A 16,739-nucleotide genomic window follows, 5' to 3' on the forward strand; every position below is an offset into this window, starting at 1 on the left:
GATCCTGAGTCCGATCACTGAGCGCGGAACGCGGCATGAGCCGATCCCCTTGTGACGGATGAACCCAACTCCACCTGAATATGGGAGCCTTGGCGCAACGCGAAGACTGAACTGAGTTCGTCGCCGCGGCCGACTCACGGCTTGCCGAGGCCCCCGCGCCGAGCGATCTCAGGAGACGGGGGAGGTGCCACGCGTGGCATGGGACGAATGGGAACAGCTCAAGTCGGACGCGAAGCAGCGCGGTGCGCATATGCAGCTGAACCAGCTCGCCGTTCCGGACGGAGGGGGAGGCGCGGCCCCCACCGGTGATCTGACCGTGAGCCAGGAGGATCTGAAGGCTGTGGGCGACGCCGCCTACTCGCTGTACACAGACTTCGATCAGTGCAACGACATGGCGCGCATATCGTCGATGAAAGCCGCCGGGGGGCTGACCGATCAAGGCTTCGTCCTGGGCGAGGCCCTCGACCATGTGGCGACGCGGTGGGTGGATCAGGTCCAGTCCCTGCTCGACGCGTGCGTGCACATCTATTCGCACCTCGACTTCACCAAGGCCGTTCACCGCGGTGACGAGGAGCGGACCTACGCGACCATCAGCAGCATCTCGACCCTGGACAAGGGCTTTGAGCAGCACCGGGGGTACTGATGGATCTGAACGTGCTGCTGAACGGCGATTTCGCGGAACTCGGCCAGGCGATCACCGACTGGGAGTCGATGACGAAGCGGCTCGCCACCCTCGAAAGCAACGCGCGGAACAATCTCAAGGCCAAGGCCGAGAAGGCTCATTGGGCAGGCGTCAACGCGACGGTCTCCCGGGAGTTCGTGGCGAAGACGGCGGACGAGTTCACGGACGCGCACACGCAGGCGCAGAGCATCACCAACATCCTGACTGATACCCGCGAAGAGCTCATCGGCTATCGCCAGAATCTCCAGGAGACGCTCGACACAGCGCGAAAGAAGAACCTTACGGTCGTGGACGACGGTTGCGGCATGTTCCACGTCCAGATGATCATCCATCCCGACCGGGCCGCCAAAGGCACGACCGTGCCCGAGCACACCGACGTCGACGAAGACCTGCTCCACGACGAGGTGAAGCTGATCCTCAGCAAGGCGACGGAGAGCGACAGCTCGGCGGCACGGGTGCTCAAGTCCCTCGTGGACAGCGTCAAGGAGGGCTTCGCGGACTCCGCCTACGCGGACCGCGACTCCGCCGTCGCCGCGGAGAAGAAGGCCGCGCAGGACACGAAGGACGCCAAGGAGGCCGCGGGGCTGTATTCCCGGCTTGACGGGCTCGACGACGCGGAGATGAAGCGGCTCCTCCAGCTGACGGAGAAGGGCGAGAACTCGCCGGTCTTCGCGAGTGAGCTGATGACGGACCTGAACTACCGCGGCCGGGACAGTCAGGAGGGGCTGCTGCTGCTCGCCCAGAACCTGGAGGGCGGCGGGCTGGACGGGCAGATGTCGGACACCGAACGCCGGCTGCGCGACGCCCTGTCAGTCAACCTCGCCACCGCCACGCGCCCCGACGCGCCCCTCGGCTCTGACGGCGGAGTGCCCTCGGACTGGGCGCGGAAGCTCCTGAAGACGGCCCGTGACGGCAACGACCTGCCCCCGCAGGCCCCCGGCTGTCTCAGCGGCGGGGGCACCGGCCTGGGAATCCTCACCAAGCTCATGGGCTCGGGCAACTCGGTTTACGACGGCAGCCTGTTGTCGGCCACCGGCGACGAGATCCGCGACTACGAGACGCACACCAAACATCCGTACGACGGCATCTCCGACAACTGGCAGGGCACTCAAGAGGATCCGATGAGCGGCCTGATGAAGGCCATGAGCCGTAATCCCGCGGCGGCCGAGTCCTACTTCGATCCGCGTCAGAACGACAACCTCCACTACTTCCTCAAGGACCGGAACTGGCCGGGCGGCGATGTCGAGAACAAGATGCCGCAGGATCTGATCGACAGCTCCGCCCGGCATTACTTCGGTGACGCCCTCGAAGCAGCGTCGACCGGGCACCCGCCCGGCGTCCAGACACCGGAGATACCGGCCCATCACGACCCCGCACAGGCGGCGATCTTCTCCGGCGTCGTGACGGCGTACGGCCATGGCATCGCCGGCGACCCGGTGGGCGGCATGCCCGCGGGACTGCGCCACTCGATGGGCGGCATGCTCTCCGACTACATCGGTGACGTCCACGAGATCCTCGGCCAGGAGCGCGACACGCCCACGGACTACAGCGGACTGACCATCCAGAACAAGGATCTGGTCCCTGTGATGCGCGCGATGGCGGAAGACGGCCATGCCTTCGCGCAGGTGCACGATGCCGAGACGTCGTACGTCGCTCAGGAACTCAACAAGTACGACGGCCAGGCGTACGTGGACAAGAACGCGCCCGGCGCCGACAGGTTGCAGGCGTTCGTGGGCCAGTCGAACTCCGCGCTCGGGCAGATGGACGCGGTGCGCGCGGATGTCATCTACCAGATGGGCGAGGACAAGAAGAGCGTCAATGCCTGGAACAAGATGATGTACTACCACCTGATCGGCGCCCCGGTCACCGGCATCCCGCTGGCGGGAGACACGATCCAGCGCATGGTCGACGTAGGTACCGCCGAGTACCAGAACAACCTCAACTCCCAGGTCGACCAGGAGACGCGGCAGCATCTCGCCGATCACTTCTCCGCCGGTCACCAGCAGGTGGACAAGATGCTGGAGCAAGCCGTGCACGACAAACTTCCGCAGAGCCAGTGGCATCTGATGGACCAGGACCCCGGTCAGTTCGAGAACAACCTCCAGGGCGCCGGACTGACCCGCTACCACGACGGCCTGACGAACGGCGTCGGTTACATGGGGAAGCCCGCAGGCTGATGAATCGAAAGAAGAGGACAGGAGTCGTCCTGGCCGTGACGGTGGCGGTGCTGGTGGCCGCGGCCGGGGTCACCGTCGCCGTACTGCGCGGGGGTGGCAGCGGTCCGGCCGCGGAGCAGAAGTCCTTCTGCTGGGGGACGCTGAAGCGCGGTGACGTCGCCGCGCTCGGCACACATCCCCTGCCTCGGTACGCGTCCGACGAGGGCGACCTCAAGGGGAGCACGCTCGCCACCTGTCAGGTGGGGACGGGGCTCGACGCGCACGGCGTGATGAAACGGTTGCAGTTCTCGCTCTCCGTGGGCGGCTCACCGAGCGACGACGTCTGGCATCTGGCGGACGACGTGGCAGGGGTCTCGCCCTTCCGGGCACCGCTCACGGGCGTGCCCGGCTGGGTCAACCAGAGCATGGCGGGGGTGCTGCTGCCGACGTCGTGCTCCGCCAGGCTCCACTTCGGCGGCGCCGCCTACGTCCGGGTGCAGACCCTGGCCGACCAGGACAAGACGTGGCGTGACGGCACCCTGCAACGGCGGATGGCCGATGTCCTGATGACGGCCGCGACGGGGCTCACGCGTCAACTCGGCTGTTCGAGCGCGTCCTTCAAGGCCCCCGCCACCGCTCCGCGGCTGCTCGAAGGCCACGCGCCCGCCTCCGGAGAGGCATGCGGCCTGCCGGGCTTCGGTGTCCCGGCGAAGTACACCGAGCAGTACGCGACCGACGGCGACTTCCGGCTCTGGAGCTGCGCGCTGCGCGCGGGAAGCGAGGAGGTGCACTTCACCGTCACCCAGGACCCGTACCTGCTCTGGCTGAACGGCTCCGGCTCGGATCGCCGGTCGGCGATCCTGAAGTGTGGCGGCAAGAAGACCCTTGTGCAGACCGGTTCCGAGGACGACGGCCTCGCCCGGGACTTCCGCACGGCACTGGCCCACAAGGCCGACTGCGCTTGACAGGGAGAGGGGTGGGCACCTCCCGCGCGTGCCCACCCCTCGCCCTGCTCACGGCCTTCGATGTACTCGATCCGCTTTACTCGAAGTAGCTGGCGCCCTTGAGGTCGCCACCGCGGTAGTCACCGCCGGCGGAGTGCACCCGCTGGGTGATGGACAGCAGCGCCTGGTGGATGCCGTTGGCGTGCTGGTCCCACTTCACGGACTTGCGCTGGAACGAGTCGTACGCCTCGCCGCCCCAGCCCTCGGCCACGTCGAGGACGCCCTTCTTCAGCGCGCCGAGGTCTTCCTCAAGCTGCTTGGCCACGTTGCCCAGCTCGGTGGCGAGCGCGTCCATGGCGCCGTACTTGACGGACAGATCCTGGTAGTGCGGAGTGGTCATGTCTTCCTCTTCCTCAGGGGATCGATCCCGGTCAGTACAGGTTCAGCGCGGAGGTGCTCGCGCCCGCGTCGACCTCGATCTTGTTGATCGTCGAGTGGAGTTCGTCCTCGAGCGCGGTCTTGTCCTTCTTGTTGAGGTTGATGCCCTCAAGGAAGTCCTCGAGCATGCGGCCGATGGCGGCCATGTGCTCGTTGATCTCGTGCTGCTTCGTCTTGAACGCGTTGGAGCCGTGGCCCGTCCACTGGGTCTCGATCATGTCGATCGTGCCCTGGAGCCGGCCGAGGCACTTCTTGACCGAGTCGTAGCGGTCGATGACGTTCGTCTGGAGCTTTTGTGCGTGTTCATCTACAAACTTACGGCCGTCGGCCATTGCGGCACTCCCCTTCGTGAGAGCTGTGCTCTTGTTGACTGCGCATCACCGAGTGGTGACGCCTTTCCTCTGAACCGTCAGGCACGTCGGCGCGACCGGATCACGGCGAAAGCCGCGCCGCCGATCACCACCAGTGCGGCGGCTCCGACGACGACCCACGTCAGGTTGTTGCCGGACGACTTCGAGCTTGCGTCGGCCGCGGAGGTCGCACCGCCGGGGGTGGACTTGGCGGGGGCCGAGGGGGTGGAGCTGGACGCGGACCCGGAGGGCGAGGTGCCTGGCTTGCCGCGCCAGTTCTCCGTGGCGAGAGGGTCGGCCGTCGCCGAGCCAGGGTTGTAGTGGGGGTTCTCCAGCACCTTGCGGGGACGGACGATCCCGTAGCCGAGGTAGTTGCTGGGGGTGTCCTTGGGCCACTCCCGGCCCGCCGTGTCGATCAGCGAGCGGAGGACCTGATTGGCGGTCCAGTCGGGGTGGGCGGACCAGATGAGGGCGGCGGAGGCGGAGGCGACGGCGGTGGCTTCACTGGTGCCCTGCTGGTGCGCGCAATATGACTGGAAGGTCGCATCACACCACCCGGGCACGTCCACGCCGGGAGCCGAGAGGTCAACCGAATACCCGTGGGTCGAGAACTTTCCCACTTTTCCGGTCTTGTCCAACGCGGCGACGCCGACGACATAAGGAAACGAAACCGGGTATTCGACTTTATTCTTCGACTGGGCGCCGTTTCCCGAGGCCGCGAACATCAGCTTGCCTTTCGAAGCGGCGTACTTGATCGCTGCTTCTTCATCTTCGTACGGGATGTCGTCACCGAAGGACATATTGATGATCTTGACATCACTGTCGGCGACGGCCCTGATCACCTTCGCGACCTCAGGCGCCTTGTTCTCCTCAGACAGGCTCAACTCCTTGCCCGCAATGCGGTAGGGCACAATCTTTGCGCCCGGTGCAAGGCCCTTCAGTCCCCCGCCTCGACCAGTACCAGCGATGATCTCCGCCATCGTCGTGCCGTGACCGGCCAAGTCCTTCGTGGCCCCATAGGAAAGAGACTTCGGTACTTCGTCCGTGAGCACTTGACCCCGGAGGGACGCAGTCGAGGGATTGACGCCCGAGTCGACGACGGCGACTTTGACCCCCTTGCCCGTGCTGGTCTTCCACATCTCGTCGGCCTTCATCGCCGACAGGTACCACTGCTGCGACTGGACGTCGGCGGCAGCCGCGCTGGGCGCCAGGCCCACCGGCAGAGCCATCAGTGCGCCGAGCGCTGCACACGCGGCGGTCAGTCGTCTCGTGCTCGCTGACAACATGCCTCTCGTACGTCCTCGCTTCATCTCGTTACTCGGTCTCCGGCGCCCGCCGCCGGCGCGACTTCTTGTCGTCGCGGTCCCGTGAACGTCGGGATGACGAACGCCCGGGCATGTGCTCGTCGGCGGTGCGAGCGCCGTTCCTGGCCGTCGGCTCCTTGCTGTTGGGCGCCCCGACCGCGCCGCCGGGGGTCATGGGCCTGCGCGAGGACTGTCCCTCGGCGCCCTCCGGCTCGGCGGCCCGGATCACTCCGCGCTGACCGGGTCGCTCGACGGCGTGCGGGTCACGTGCGGCGGGCTCGCCGCCGATGACCTTGCCGCGCGGCACCCTGGAGCCGTTGACGCCCTTCGCGGAGGGAGTGGTCGGCCGGCCGCCGATGACTCCGCCGGAGCGTGCCGCCCCGGTCGGGCCCGATTCACCGACGCGCTCGCCGGGCACTCCACCGGTCCGGGGCGTTCCGCCGACGATGCTGCGGCCGACCGGGCCCCGGCCCATCGGAGCCTTGCCCATGGGGGACTGCCCCATGGGGGTCCTGCCCATCGGCGACGCCGGACCGCGCGCGCCCGCCTGACCGGGTACGACGGGCTGTCGCACCCCACTGATGGGGCCGCGCCCCGTGCCGGTTCCGACTTCCGGTTCCTCGACGGGGGGTACGGTCATCCGCGAAGTCCCGACCGGGCCCCGGACGCCGCCTGTTCCACCGCGTGGCACGGGCATGCCCACGTTCGGAACCATGGGGCCGGTGGGGAAGGGAGTGATCGGTCCACCACCGCCGCCACCAGGACCGGGTGCGGTCGGCGGCGCGACCGGCACCGTGGGCTTCGCGGTGTCCGGAGGCAGAGTGTTGACGCTGTCGATGTTGGTGCCGACGTGCTGGGTCGGGTCCACGTGCACATGCTGCTCCGGCGGCAGGACCACGTGGTGCAGCTTCGTCCCGGTGTCGCCCCCTACCGCGCTGTGCCCGACCGGAGTGGCAACGGAGTGACCGACCGGTGCGCCCGCCACAGGTGTGTGCGGGAGGGACGTCTGACCTCCGCCGACCTTGTCGTCCTGCTTCCACCCAGGGGATGCCGCAGGCACCCCCATGTCCGGCATCTTCCCGAACTTGGGCTCCTCCAGCCCCCGCAGGTTCTCCTCCGAGACCGCGTAGTACGACGCCAGGCGGTTCATCTGGGTGATCGCTTCTTGGCGGTGGTTCTCGACGGCCTGGGCCTGGATGCCGCCCGGGTCCAACTTGGCCTGCTCGGCCACCGAGAAGATCTTGGGTCGGTTGTCGCGGGGTGGCATGGAACTGCTCACCGAGGCGAGTCCCATGCTCGCCGCGGAGACCTGGGTCGCCACGTTGTCCGCGTAGAAGCCGAGCTCGTACGAGTGGTTGACGAGGTCGCCCGCCCAGCTGTGGAACGCGGTGGCCGCCTCGCCGTGCCAGTCGACCCGGCCGATGTGCTCCAAGAGCTCATCGGCGGCGCTCCAGATGGCGTCCCGCGCATCCCAGAGGCCGTTGGCGGCATTCTCCAAGTGCTCGTGGTTCGCGGACTTCACCATGTCGACCATGTCGTTCAGCTGGTGGCCCTCGAAGTCGCTGACCTGGCAGCCGCCGCCCGGCTTGTTGAGGCTCGGCGCGGCGCACTGGCCGCCGCCCATGGCCGACTTCTCCTGCTTGAACTGCTGGTCGGCCGCCCAGCGATCGAACTGGTGCGGATCCGGCTGCTTGTTGTGGTCGCCCATCAGAAGTCCCCGTCGGCCTGCTTGTCGTCGGTGCGCTTCTGGTGCTTGCGCACATCGTCGAACTGCTCGTTGATCTGGGTGCGGATCTCGTGAAACCGACGCCGCTGTTCGAGATCAAGGTTCTCGAAACCGATATCCGCGCCATGCACCGCGATCTGCATCGCCTCGATCTGCAACGTCAGCGACTGGGAGAGCGTCATGAGGCGGTCATGGACCCGCGTGTACTGACTGTGCAGTCCCGTGGCCTCGGGAAATCCACCGTTGCCGCAGAACGAATCGGCGGTGATCGTATGCATCGCCACTTTCTTCGCCGAACCGGGCGAACCCTCGAAAGTCTTGAGCACCGAGTCCACACGCGTCTTGAAGGTCTTCAGAGCCTCCAGACCGACCTTCAGTCCGCCCGTGCCGTCGTCAGGCCGCACGTCGCGCCACCCCCGTTTCCGTCCCCTGCTCGGGGCGGCAGCACTCCCCGAGCGTTCGTCTTCGCAATGCAATCACTGTAGTCAACGGGACTGACACCCCCCAACTGACTTGTGTGACAAGTCTGCTGTAGCCCTGTGACCTTCACGCATCTTTCACGCCGTCGGGCGTCCCGGGCCGCCGCCCGCCGTCCGCCGACGCGCGTCCCGTATCGCCACCGCCACCCCCGCGAGCGCGGCCACCAGCACCGCCGCTCCGACCGCGACGTACGTCGCCAGGCGGGTGTTGCGTTCGTCGGCGGTCTCGCCGAGCACCAGCCTGGCCGGGGTCGGGGCCTCGGCGCGGCTGAGGCCCTCGTGGGCGTCGGGCTTCTCGATGGGGTGTTCGTCGTCCGTCAGGGCGCGGACGGGGTCGACGACGCCCCAGCCGACCAGCATGTCGTGCCCGGCGACCGAGCGTTCCGCGGTCTGCTCGATCTGGGCGACGATCTCGTGCGCCGTCCAGCCGGGGTGCTTCGCCTTGATGAGCGCGGCGACCCCGGCGACGTAGGGCGCCGAGAAGCTCGTACCGTTGTCCGAGCAGTGGCCGCCCTTGGGCACGGTGGAGATCATGTCGACGCCGGGGGCGGCGACGCCCACGAAGTCGCCGGACTGGGAGAAGGACGCGCGCTCGTTGTTGCGGTCCGACGCGGCGACCGCCAGGACACCCGGGTAGGACGCCGGGTACGTGAGCTTGACGTTGCCGTCGAGGCCGTCGTTGCCCGCGGAGGCGACCACCACGATCCCGTGCGCCAGCGCGTCGTTGATCGCGGTGTGCAGGCCGCCGGCCGGCTGGATGGCGTTCGCGGTGTCCTGGGAGATGTTGATGACCTGGGCCTTCTCCTTGATCGCGTGCTCGATCGCCTGGGCGAGGGTGGTGGCGGTGCCGTCGCCCTCCGCGTCGTTCTGCTTGATGGGGATGATGGTCGCCTCGGGTGCCAGGCCCACGAATCCCGTTCCCGGCATGGGCCGGGCGGCGATGATGCCCGCCACGCGGGTGCCGTGGCCGACGGTGTCTGTCGTGCCGTTCGCCTTGCCGCGGTCGATCTTCTGGCCCTTGCCGTTCTTGGTCGGCAGGAAGTTGGCCCCGCTCGACGCGTCCACCGCGTGGGCCAGCTGGGGGTTCTGGGTGTCCACGCCGGTGTCGATGACCGCGACGCGCACGCCCTTGCCCTTGGACTGGCTCCACAGCTCGTCAAGCAGCACGCGTTGCAGGGCCCAGGGGCGCCCGGGATACACCTTGTTGGGGAAGTTGCACTGGTCGGAGAAGGAGTCGGCGGCGGCGGGCGGGGCCAGGACGACTGTGGCGGTGCACAGCGTGGCGGCCGCGATCGCCGCGGTACGGAGCAGACGCGGGTACGACACGTGGCTTCTCCTACGAACCCTGCGGCTGGCTCGCCGCAGTGGTCGACAGGCGGGGGCCGGTCGGCAGGAACATGGACCAGGCGACTGGGATCGGGGCGGGGCTCAGACCGGCGTATCCGAGCCGGGTCTGGGCCAGTTGGGCCTCCTGCTGGAGCTCCTTGCGCTGCTTGTCCGTCATGCCGTACTCGGTGCCCGTGGAGCCGCTGTCGGCGTTGGACTGCATGGCGTAGCGCAGGCCCGTGTCGGTGACGAGGAAGACGCCGCCGGCCTTGGTGTCCGTGCCCTGGAACTGGCGGTAGAGCTGGCCCGATCCGGGGGTGACATAGGCGCTCGACGATCCGGTGGGCAGCTCGGCCGGGAAGTCCGTGCCCGCCCAGGTGTCGAGGGTCGTGGTGCCGTTGCCGGAGTCGACGTGGTCGAGGACGTTGCAGACGGTGCCGCGGCTGCCGCTCGCGGTGCCCGCGTCGTTGACGACCTTCGGGGTGAGGGTCGGCCACTTGCGGTCGGCCGCGAAGGCGGTCGAGCCCGGTACGAAGGCGCCCGCGCTGACGTCGAGGGCCTTGCCCGCCTGGCCGAGGCCGACGAGGTCCTTGCTGTTGAGGAGCAGCTTGGCGGTGAAGTCGGAGACGGGCAGGACCTTGCCCTGTTCGACGACGTAGAACTGCTGGCGGTCGCCGTCGGGGGCCCGCAGCACCATGCCGACCTTGTTCGCGGCGGCGGGCAGGCTGCCCTGGACACCGGCGGGCGCGCTCACGCTTCCCTCGATCCTGGGAAACTCGATCGGGTCACCGGTGTGCAGGGTGTCGAGCCAGTCACGGGAGACGCGTTCGGGCTGCCGGCCGGCGCCGACGAGGGTGCGCAGCAGCAACTCGTCGTTCTTGTCGACCTCGTACGCGGTGCCGCGGGCGTCCACGACGTAGCGCTGCCCGTCCGGGGCGGCGACGTACAGGATGTCCCCGCCGCCGAGTTTCTGACGGGCTCCCTCGGTCTTCTTCTTGTCGCGGGCGGCGAGTACGAACGCCGCCTTCTGGATGGCCCTGCCGCCCGCGCCCGGGCGCTCGCAGACGGCCCAGCGCTTGGCCGCGCCTGCCTCCTGGCTGGAGGGCAGGCGGTCGGGGGCGTACGGGATGCCGATGGTGACGCCGTGCGGGATCTTGCCGTTGTCGAGGATCGACTCATCGACGGTGACCACGTCGCCCTTGCCGTCGGCGAGGAGGAGCTTCGCGGACGCCATGTTGAGCACCGGGTGCAGCTGGGTCCTGCCGTCGGTCTTCAGAACGACGTACCGGGTGGTCGACTTGCTGGCGATGATCACCTTTTCACCCGGGGTGTCCCAGCCCTGCGGTGCGGTCGGGCGGAACATCCCCCAGGCGCCGAACACGGCCATGACGACCACTCCGACGATGGTGCCGGGCAGGACCGCCCGCAACGGCTTGGGGGCGGCTTCCTCCGAGCCGTCGGAGGAGGGCTGGACGAACGCCGCGAGCATGCGCCGCTTCGCAAAGGTGTAGGCGTTGAGTTGATCCCGCCGAGATGCCATCTGCCCCTGATTCTCCCCGTGTGGCCGTCCGGATACCGGTCGAAGACCACTGTCTCCGGCACGCCGTTGTCGGACCGAGCCCCTACTATGCCTGGTGTCTGGCCGGTTCCGCGGAGCGGGTAGGGTACCGGGGCCCTCGTGGGCTCTGCTCAGGGGCCGCATGGCGGGGAGTTGTGAGGAAAATGGGGGGATGAGTTGAGGGCTTCCGGGACGCGGTCTCGCACGCGCCGGCACGGACGGGGAACCGGCCCCTCGACGCCCGGTCCGCAACCGACGGGGACGGGTTCGGCGCCGACCCGGGAACAGCGACTCCCGGATCCGGCGGGCCCGGGCGCCCGCCCGACATTGTCCGGCTCGTTCCGCATGCAACGGCTCGTACTTCCGGAACTCGCACTGGCCGTGCTCGTCGTCGGCTGGGTCATCGGCCCGATGGCCCTGGTGCCCGCCGTGGTCGTCGCCGTCCTGCTGGTCGCCCTCGCGTTCGTCCGGCGCCGCGGGCGCTCACTGCCCGAATGGCTGGCCACCGCGCGGGAGTTGAAGGCCCGGCAGCGCCGTGCCGCGAACACCCCGATACCGCCGGGCACCGAACCCTCGCTGGTCCCCGCGCTCGAATGCGAGCCGAGCCTGCGCACCTACGCGTACGGCGGGCGCGACCGCAGCCCCGTCGGCATCGTCGGTGACGGCACCTTCGTCACCGCTGTTCTCCAGGTGGAGGCCGACGCGACGGCGTTGCGGGCGGAGCGGAGTCGGCAGCCGTTGCCGTTGAGGCTGGTGCGGGACGCGCTGGAGGTGGACGGGATACGGCTGGAGTCGGCGCAGGTGGTGCTGCACACGCAGCCGGCGCCCGCGTTGCATCTGCCGCAGCAGTCGGTGGCCGTCGCCAACTACCTGCCGTTGCAGGAGCAGACCGGGGCCCCGGCCGTGCGGATCACCTGGATCGCGCTGAAGCTGGATCCGGAGGCGTGCGCGGAGGCGGTGGCGGCGCGCGGGGGCGGGCTGCTCGGGGCGCAGAAGTGTGTCGTGCGGAGCGCGGACCATCTGGCGAGTCGGCTGACCGGCGCGGGTTTCCGGGCACGGGTGCTCGACGAGGAGGAGCTGATCGCCGCGCTCGCCACCTCGGCCTGCGCCAATCCGCTGGTCACCGCGGAGGCCGGGCGCAGCGAGACACGGGAACGGCGTACGGAGGAGTCCGGGCGCAGCTGGCGCTGCGACAACCGCCGGCACACCACCTACTGGGTGCGGCGCTGGCCCCAACTGGGCGGCGGGCGCGGCGAATCGCTGCCGCAGCTGGTCGCGCAGGTCACGGCGATACCGGCGCTCGCCACCACCTTCAGCCTCACCCTCGCGCGCGGCGACCGGCAGGAGGTCTCGCTGTGCGGGCATCTGCGGGTGACCGGGCGCAGCGACGACGAACTCGTGGCGGCCCGCCGGGCCTTGGAGGCTGCGGCCCGCAAGGCCGGTGCCGGTCTGGCCCGCCTCGACCGTGAGCAACTGCCCGGCATGCTGGCCACACTGCCCCTCGGAGGTGCGCGGTGACGACGATTCCCACGGCTTCCCCCGACCTGGACCGGCAGGCGGCGGACGGCTCCGGGCCGCGCGGCCTCGGCGAGCGGCTGCGGCACGGCCTCGGACTGCTCGGCCCCCGGCACGGCCGGCACGCGCTGCCCGCCCAGCTGCTGGACGCGCTCGCGCTGCCCATCGGCGATGACGGCGTGGTGGCCGGGGTGGACGCCGAGGGCCAGCCCGCCGTACTGGGCATCAATCGGCCGACGCCCTACGACGTCGTCCTGATCGGCGGCCTGTGGACCGCGCAGGTGCTGGCGCTGCGCTCGGCCGCCACCGGCGCGCGCGTGGCCGTGGAGACCGGCCGGCCGCAGGCCTGGATGCAGATGGTGCACGCCATGGGCGGCGGACAGAACGGACTGTCCGTGTACGACGTCGGGCGCGTGCCCCCGCAGGGTGCCTCGGCCGGTACGCCGGTCGTGGTGGTGCGGGACTGCGGTATGCGGCCCCCGCGCGGCCGGGTGGTGTCCGGGCCCTGGCAGTCGGTGCTGACCCTGCTGCCGTATCTCAGCCCGGTCGCGCCCCGGCTGCTGCGCCAGGCCCGGCTCGCCGGTATCCAGCGGGTCTCGCCGGACGAGGCCGCCGAGCTCGGCCGCACCATGGGGCTCACCCGCACCGAGGTGGAGTCACTGCCGGCGCTGCCGGACGGTGTCACCCTGTGGTGTACCGACCGGGATCGGCAATATGTGCTGACCCAACCGACCGACGCCGAGACCGGATTGCTGGGCACACCTCGACGCATGGACTGAATTGCCCTTGCCTGTTGGGTTTATTCGCTTTCTTTCCCTTTCCCGTTCGTCATCTCTCTTCCGGTTGCTCCCGGTTTCGTGCGACAACTCGGGGGGCGGGCCGGGGGCTTCGGCATGCCTTCCGATCCGGTGTGCGCGAGCCGACAGGCGGGCGGGCCTGCCGAGGGGCGGCTCGTGGTGATTAGGCTGGGAGCGGGCGTGCCGGCAGGACCCGTGGATCGGACTGCCCCTGACCACTACGGACGACTCGAACGACACGACATGGTCGCCCCGCCACGGCATGAGGGTGCTCGACCACACCAGGAGGAACTGTGAGCAGCGATCGGGACGGGATGCGCGGGGGCTGGGGCACACCCGGCGATGACCAGCCCGACGCGGAGGCCGTCGAGACCACCGGCGAGTTCACCATCGACTACGCTCCCCCGGCCTGGTACACGCAGAACGCGGGTGCCTCCGGCGGTTCGATCGGGGGCGCGGGGGGCGTGAGCGGCGCGCAGGGCGGGACCGACGGGGCGCCGGCCTCGGATGTCTCGGGGGCCGCCGGGCCCTCGGGTGCGGCCGGGCTTCCGCCGTTCTCGTCGTCGGGGGGTACGGGGGTCCCGGGGCCGGATGCCGGAATGATGCCGCCGCCGGTCGGGGCTCAGCCTGTCGGCGCCCCTCCGGTCGGTGCGCCGCCTGTCGGGTCTCAGCCGGTCGGGTCTCAGCCGGTCGGTACGCCGCCGCAGGGGACGCCGTTCGCTCCGCCGATGCCGCCGCCCGTGCCGCCTCAGTCGCCGGCGCAGCCCCCGCGGTCGTTCGGTGATTCCGTTCCGATGCCCAGGCTTCCCGACGGGTTCGAGCTCCAGCAGCCGCAGCCGGTCCAGCCCGTTCAGCCGGAGGCCGTGCCCGCCGCGCCGCCGGCCGTCGAGCCGGAGACCTCCAACGGGGATCTGGAGAGCGGGGCGACCATGCGGTTCTCCGCCGTCGCCCTGAAGCGTGAGATGGCCGAGATCGCCGAGCGTGCGGCCGCCATGCAGAAGGCCGCCGCCGAGTCCGAGGCGGCGGACCAGGGCAAGGAGGACGAGCCCGAGGCAGGGGCCGAGGGCGCGGAGGAAGGTGCCTCCGTTGTCGAGTCCGCGTCCGCGTCCGAGTCCGGGGCGAATGGGGAGCGGGGGGACGGAGACCGGGACGCGGGTACGGGCGCCGACAGCGCGGTGACCGGCGACGGTGTCCCGGACTCCGTGGCCACCGCGGACGCCGACTCCGCGCCGGAGGGCTCCGCCCAGGAAGGGGCCGTATCCGCTCAGGAAGAGGCCACCGTCCCGGAGGCTGCTGCCGAGGACGCCCGGGACGCCGCCCCGCAGACCGCCGTTCCCCAGGACGCGGCCCCGCAGGACGCCGTCCACCAAGGCGCGGCTCCGCAGGACCCGGCTCCGCAAGGCCCCGTTCCGCAGAGCGCGGCCCCCCAGGACGCGGCTCCGCAGAGCGCGGCCCCGCAGGACGCCGTCGCCCAGCCCGCTCCCCCGGTGCCGCAGGACTTCCCGGCCGCCTGGACGCCGCCGCCCGCGCCGCAGCACGGTGTGCCCCCGCTGCCGCCGTCGTACCAGCCCGCGGCCCCGGCCCCGGCGGCCCAGTGGCCCGCGCAGCAGCCCATGCCGCCGCAGGCGGGACCGCAGCAGCCCATGCCCCAGCAGGCCGGGCCTCAGCCGCCCGCGCAGCAGCAGCCGGGTCCGGCGCAGGGGCAGCAGCCGCCGTTCCAGCCGCAGGCACCGCAGCCCGCGCCCGCGGTCTGGAACCAGCCGAACCACCCCGGTCACCCCGGTCAGCCCCCGCAGCCGAACCACCCCGGCATGCCCACGCCCCCCGCCCAGCCGGGCCCTCAGGGCGCCCCGCAGCCGAACCAGGCCGGCGGCTACGGCTTCCCGCCGCCCCCGGCGCCCCAGCCCCAACCCCCGGTCCCGGCTCCCAACGCCCCCTCCCCCACCCCTGACGGTGGTTACGGCTTCCCCCAGCAGGGCCAGGGCCCGGCCAACCCCCCGGCCCAGCAGGGCGCCTACGGCTTCCCGCAGCCCAACAACCCCCCGCAGCAGGGCGGTTACGGCTTCCCGCAGCAAGGCCAGCAGCCGCAGGCACAGCCCGACGCCCCCCAGCCCCCCGCCGACCCCCGCGCCGGAGCCGCCTGGCCGCAGGCGATCCAGCACGATCAGCGGCAGCCGACCAACCCCGGTGCCGCGCCGCTGGGTTACACCGCGGCCGTGGAGCTGTCCTCGGACCGGCTGCTGAACAACCGTCGGCAGAAGGCGAAGAGCGGGCGGCCCGCCGCGGCCGGGTCCCGGTTCAAGCTGGGCGGCAAGAAGGAAGAGGCCGAGCGGCAGCGCAAGCTGGAGCTGATCCGTACGCCGGTGCTGTCCTGCTACCGGATCGCGGTCATCAGCCTCAAGGGTGGCGTGGGCAAGACCACCACGACCACCGCGCTGGGCTCCACCCTCGCCACCGAGCGGCAGGACAAGATCCTCGCCATCGACGCCAACCCGGACGCCGGCACCCTCGGCCGACGGGTGCGCCGGGAGACCGGGGCCACCATCCGCGACCTGGTCCAGGCGATCCCGTACCTGAACTCGTACATGGACATCCGCCGGTTCACCTCGCAGGCGCCCTCCGGTCTGGAGATCATCGCCAATGACGTGGACCCGGCCGTCTCGACCACGTTCAACGACGAGGACTACCGGCGCGCGATCGATGTGCTCGGCCGTCAGTACCCGATCATCCTCACCGACTCCGGCACCGGTCTGCTGTACAGCGCCATGCGCGGGGTGCTCGACCTCGCCGACCAGCTGATCATCATCTCCACGCCGTCCGTGGACGGTGCCTCCAGCGCCAGTACGACGTTGGACTGGCTGGCCGCGCACGGGTACTCCGACCTGGTCTCCCGCTCGCTGACCGTGATCTCCGGGGTCCGCGAGACCGGCAAGATGATCAAGGTCGAGGACATCGTGTCGCACTTCGAGACCCGCACCCGCGGGGTCGTCGTCGTGCCCTTCGACGAGCATCTGTCCGCCGGTGCCGAGGTGGACCTCGACATGATGCGGCCGCGCACCCGCGAGGCGTACTTCAACCTCGCCGCGATGATCGCCGAGGACTTCGTGCGCCACCAGCAGGCGCACGGGCTGTGGACCAGCGACGGCAACCCGCCGCCGGTGGCCGCCCCGCCGTTGCCGGGCCCGCAGCAGCTGCCGGGCCAGGGCCAGCCCTATCCGCAGGCCCCGGGCCAGCAGTACCCGCAGGGGCCGGGGCAGCCGTACCCGCAGGGGCCGGGGCAGCCGTACCCGCAGGGGCCGGGGCAGCCGTACCCCGGGCAGCCCGCGCCCGGCCAGCCCTACCCGCCCCAGCAGCAACCGCAGCCGCAGCCGGGCCAGCAGCCCTACCCCCCGCAGCCGGGGCAGCCGTACCCCGGCCAGCCCTACCCGCAGGGGCAGCCCCCGCAGCAGCCGTGACCCCGCTCA

At 70.3% G+C, this 16,739-nt stretch carries 13 protein-coding genes; 6 read left to right on the forward strand and 7 right to left on the reverse strand.

Annotated features, from left to right (window positions below; translation table 11 throughout):
• Positions 1–193 precede the first annotated feature (193 nt).
• The 3 genes from HEP81_RS11550 to HEP81_RS11560 are packed head-to-tail and all read left to right on the forward strand — an operon-like array spanning position 194 to position 3,803.
• Positions 194–643, forward strand: a complete 450-nt coding sequence (locus HEP81_RS11550; RefSeq protein WP_037654433.1) for a hypothetical protein — start codon at positions 194–196, stop codon at positions 641–643.
• Complete coding sequence (locus HEP81_RS11555) at positions 643–2,859, forward strand: DUF6571 family protein (protein ID WP_051850089.1); 2,217 nt, start codon at positions 643–645, stop codon at positions 2,857–2,859. Before HEP81_RS11550 ends, HEP81_RS11555 begins: the two co-directional genes overlap by 1 nt.
• Entirely contained in the window at positions 2,859–3,803 is a 945-nt protein-coding gene (locus HEP81_RS11560) for a hypothetical protein (protein ID WP_157854417.1), read from the forward strand. Before HEP81_RS11555 ends, HEP81_RS11560 begins: the two co-directional genes overlap by 1 nt.
• Positions 3,804–3,879: 76 nt before the next feature.
• On the opposite strand, the gene HEP81_RS11565 is transcribed toward HEP81_RS11560, so the two are convergent.
• The 7 genes from HEP81_RS11565 to eccB form a co-directional block, all read right to left on the reverse strand.
• Entirely contained in the window at positions 3,880–4,182 is a 303-nt protein-coding gene (locus HEP81_RS11565; RefSeq protein WP_037654435.1) for a WXG100 family type VII secretion target, read from the reverse strand.
• A gap of 31 nt (positions 4,183–4,213) precedes the next feature.
• On the reverse strand, positions 4,214–4,552 hold the full coding sequence (locus HEP81_RS11570) for a WXG100 family type VII secretion target (RefSeq protein WP_037654437.1): 339 nt from the start codon (positions 4,550–4,552) through the stop codon (positions 4,214–4,216).
• A gap of 77 nt (positions 4,553–4,629) precedes the next feature.
• Entirely contained in the window at positions 4,630–5,856 is a 1,227-nt protein-coding gene (locus HEP81_RS11575) for a S8 family serine peptidase (RefSeq protein WP_190275983.1), read from the reverse strand.
• A 28-nt stretch (positions 5,857–5,884) separates the two neighbouring features.
• A complete protein-coding gene (locus HEP81_RS11580; RefSeq protein ID WP_051850091.1) occupies positions 5,885–7,582 on the reverse strand; it encodes a glycoside hydrolase family 25 domain-containing protein in 1,698 nt (565 codons plus the stop codon).
• The gene (locus tag HEP81_RS11585; protein WP_051850092.1) at positions 7,582–8,004 is read right to left on the reverse strand and encodes a hypothetical protein; all 423 of its coding nucleotides are present in this window, start codon (positions 8,002–8,004) and stop codon (positions 7,582–7,584) included. Before HEP81_RS11585 ends, HEP81_RS11580 begins: the two co-directional genes overlap by 1 nt.
• Positions 8,005–8,157: 153 nt before the next feature.
• A complete protein-coding gene (mycP, locus tag HEP81_RS11590; protein WP_172636845.1) occupies positions 8,158–9,405 on the reverse strand; it encodes a type VII secretion-associated serine protease mycosin in 1,248 nt (415 codons plus the stop codon).
• Between the two features lie 10 nt (positions 9,406–9,415).
• The gene (gene eccB / locus HEP81_RS11595) at positions 9,416–10,945 is read right to left on the reverse strand and encodes a type VII secretion protein EccB (RefSeq protein ID WP_037654440.1); all 1,530 of its coding nucleotides are present in this window, start codon (positions 10,943–10,945) and stop codon (positions 9,416–9,418) included.
• Positions 10,946–11,308: 363 nt separating this feature from the next.
• Between eccB and eccE the strand changes: the two genes are divergently transcribed.
• From eccE to HEP81_RS11610, 3 genes are all read left to right on the forward strand, one after another.
• Positions 11,309–12,481 (forward strand): type VII secretion protein EccE, encoded by a 1,173-nt coding sequence (gene eccE, locus HEP81_RS11600; protein ID WP_037654673.1) that lies wholly within the window; start codon positions 11,309–11,311, stop codon positions 12,479–12,481.
• Complete coding sequence (locus HEP81_RS11605) at positions 12,478–13,257, forward strand: hypothetical protein (protein ID WP_037654441.1); 780 nt, start codon at positions 12,478–12,480, stop codon at positions 13,255–13,257. Before eccE ends, HEP81_RS11605 begins: the two co-directional genes overlap by 4 nt.
• 311 nt (positions 13,258–13,568) lie before the next feature.
• On the forward strand, positions 13,569–16,730 hold the full coding sequence (locus HEP81_RS11610; protein ID WP_051850093.1) for an SCO5717 family growth-regulating ATPase: 3,162 nt from the start codon (positions 13,569–13,571) through the stop codon (positions 16,728–16,730).
• Positions 16,731–16,739: the final 9 nt, after the last annotated feature.

It is taken from the genome of Streptomyces griseofuscus, assembly GCF_014673495.1.
Taxonomy (GTDB): domain Bacteria; phylum Actinomycetota; class Actinomycetes; order Streptomycetales; family Streptomycetaceae; genus Streptomyces; species Streptomyces murinus.

Excerpts from the sequence above, each read along its gene's own strand:
- eccB (WP_037654440.1), bottom strand. The coding sequence starts at position 10,945 with ATGGCATCTCGGCGGGATCAACTCAACGCCTACACCTTTGCGAAGCGG.
- HEP81_RS11580 (WP_051850091.1), bottom strand. The coding sequence starts at position 7,582 with ATGGGCGACCACAACAAGCAGCCGGATCCGCACCAGTTCGATCGCTGG.
- HEP81_RS11570 (WP_037654437.1), bottom strand. The coding sequence starts at position 4,552 with ATGGCCGACGGCCGTAAGTTTGTAGATGAACACGCACAAAAGCTCCAG.
- HEP81_RS11575 (WP_190275983.1), bottom strand. The coding sequence starts at position 5,856 with ATGTTGTCAGCGAGCACGAGACGACTGACCGCCGCGTGTGCAGCGCTC.
- HEP81_RS11565 (WP_037654435.1), bottom strand. The coding sequence starts at position 4,182 with ATGACCACTCCGCACTACCAGGATCTGTCCGTCAAGTACGGCGCCATG.
- HEP81_RS11555 (WP_051850089.1), top strand. The coding sequence starts at position 643 with ATGGATCTGAACGTGCTGCTGAACGGCGATTTCGCGGAACTCGGCCAG.
- eccE (WP_037654673.1), top strand. The coding sequence starts at position 11,309 with ATGCAACGGCTCGTACTTCCGGAACTCGCACTGGCCGTGCTCGTCGTC.
- HEP81_RS11560 (WP_157854417.1), top strand. The coding sequence starts at position 2,859 with ATGAATCGAAAGAAGAGGACAGGAGTCGTCCTGGCCGTGACGGTGGCG.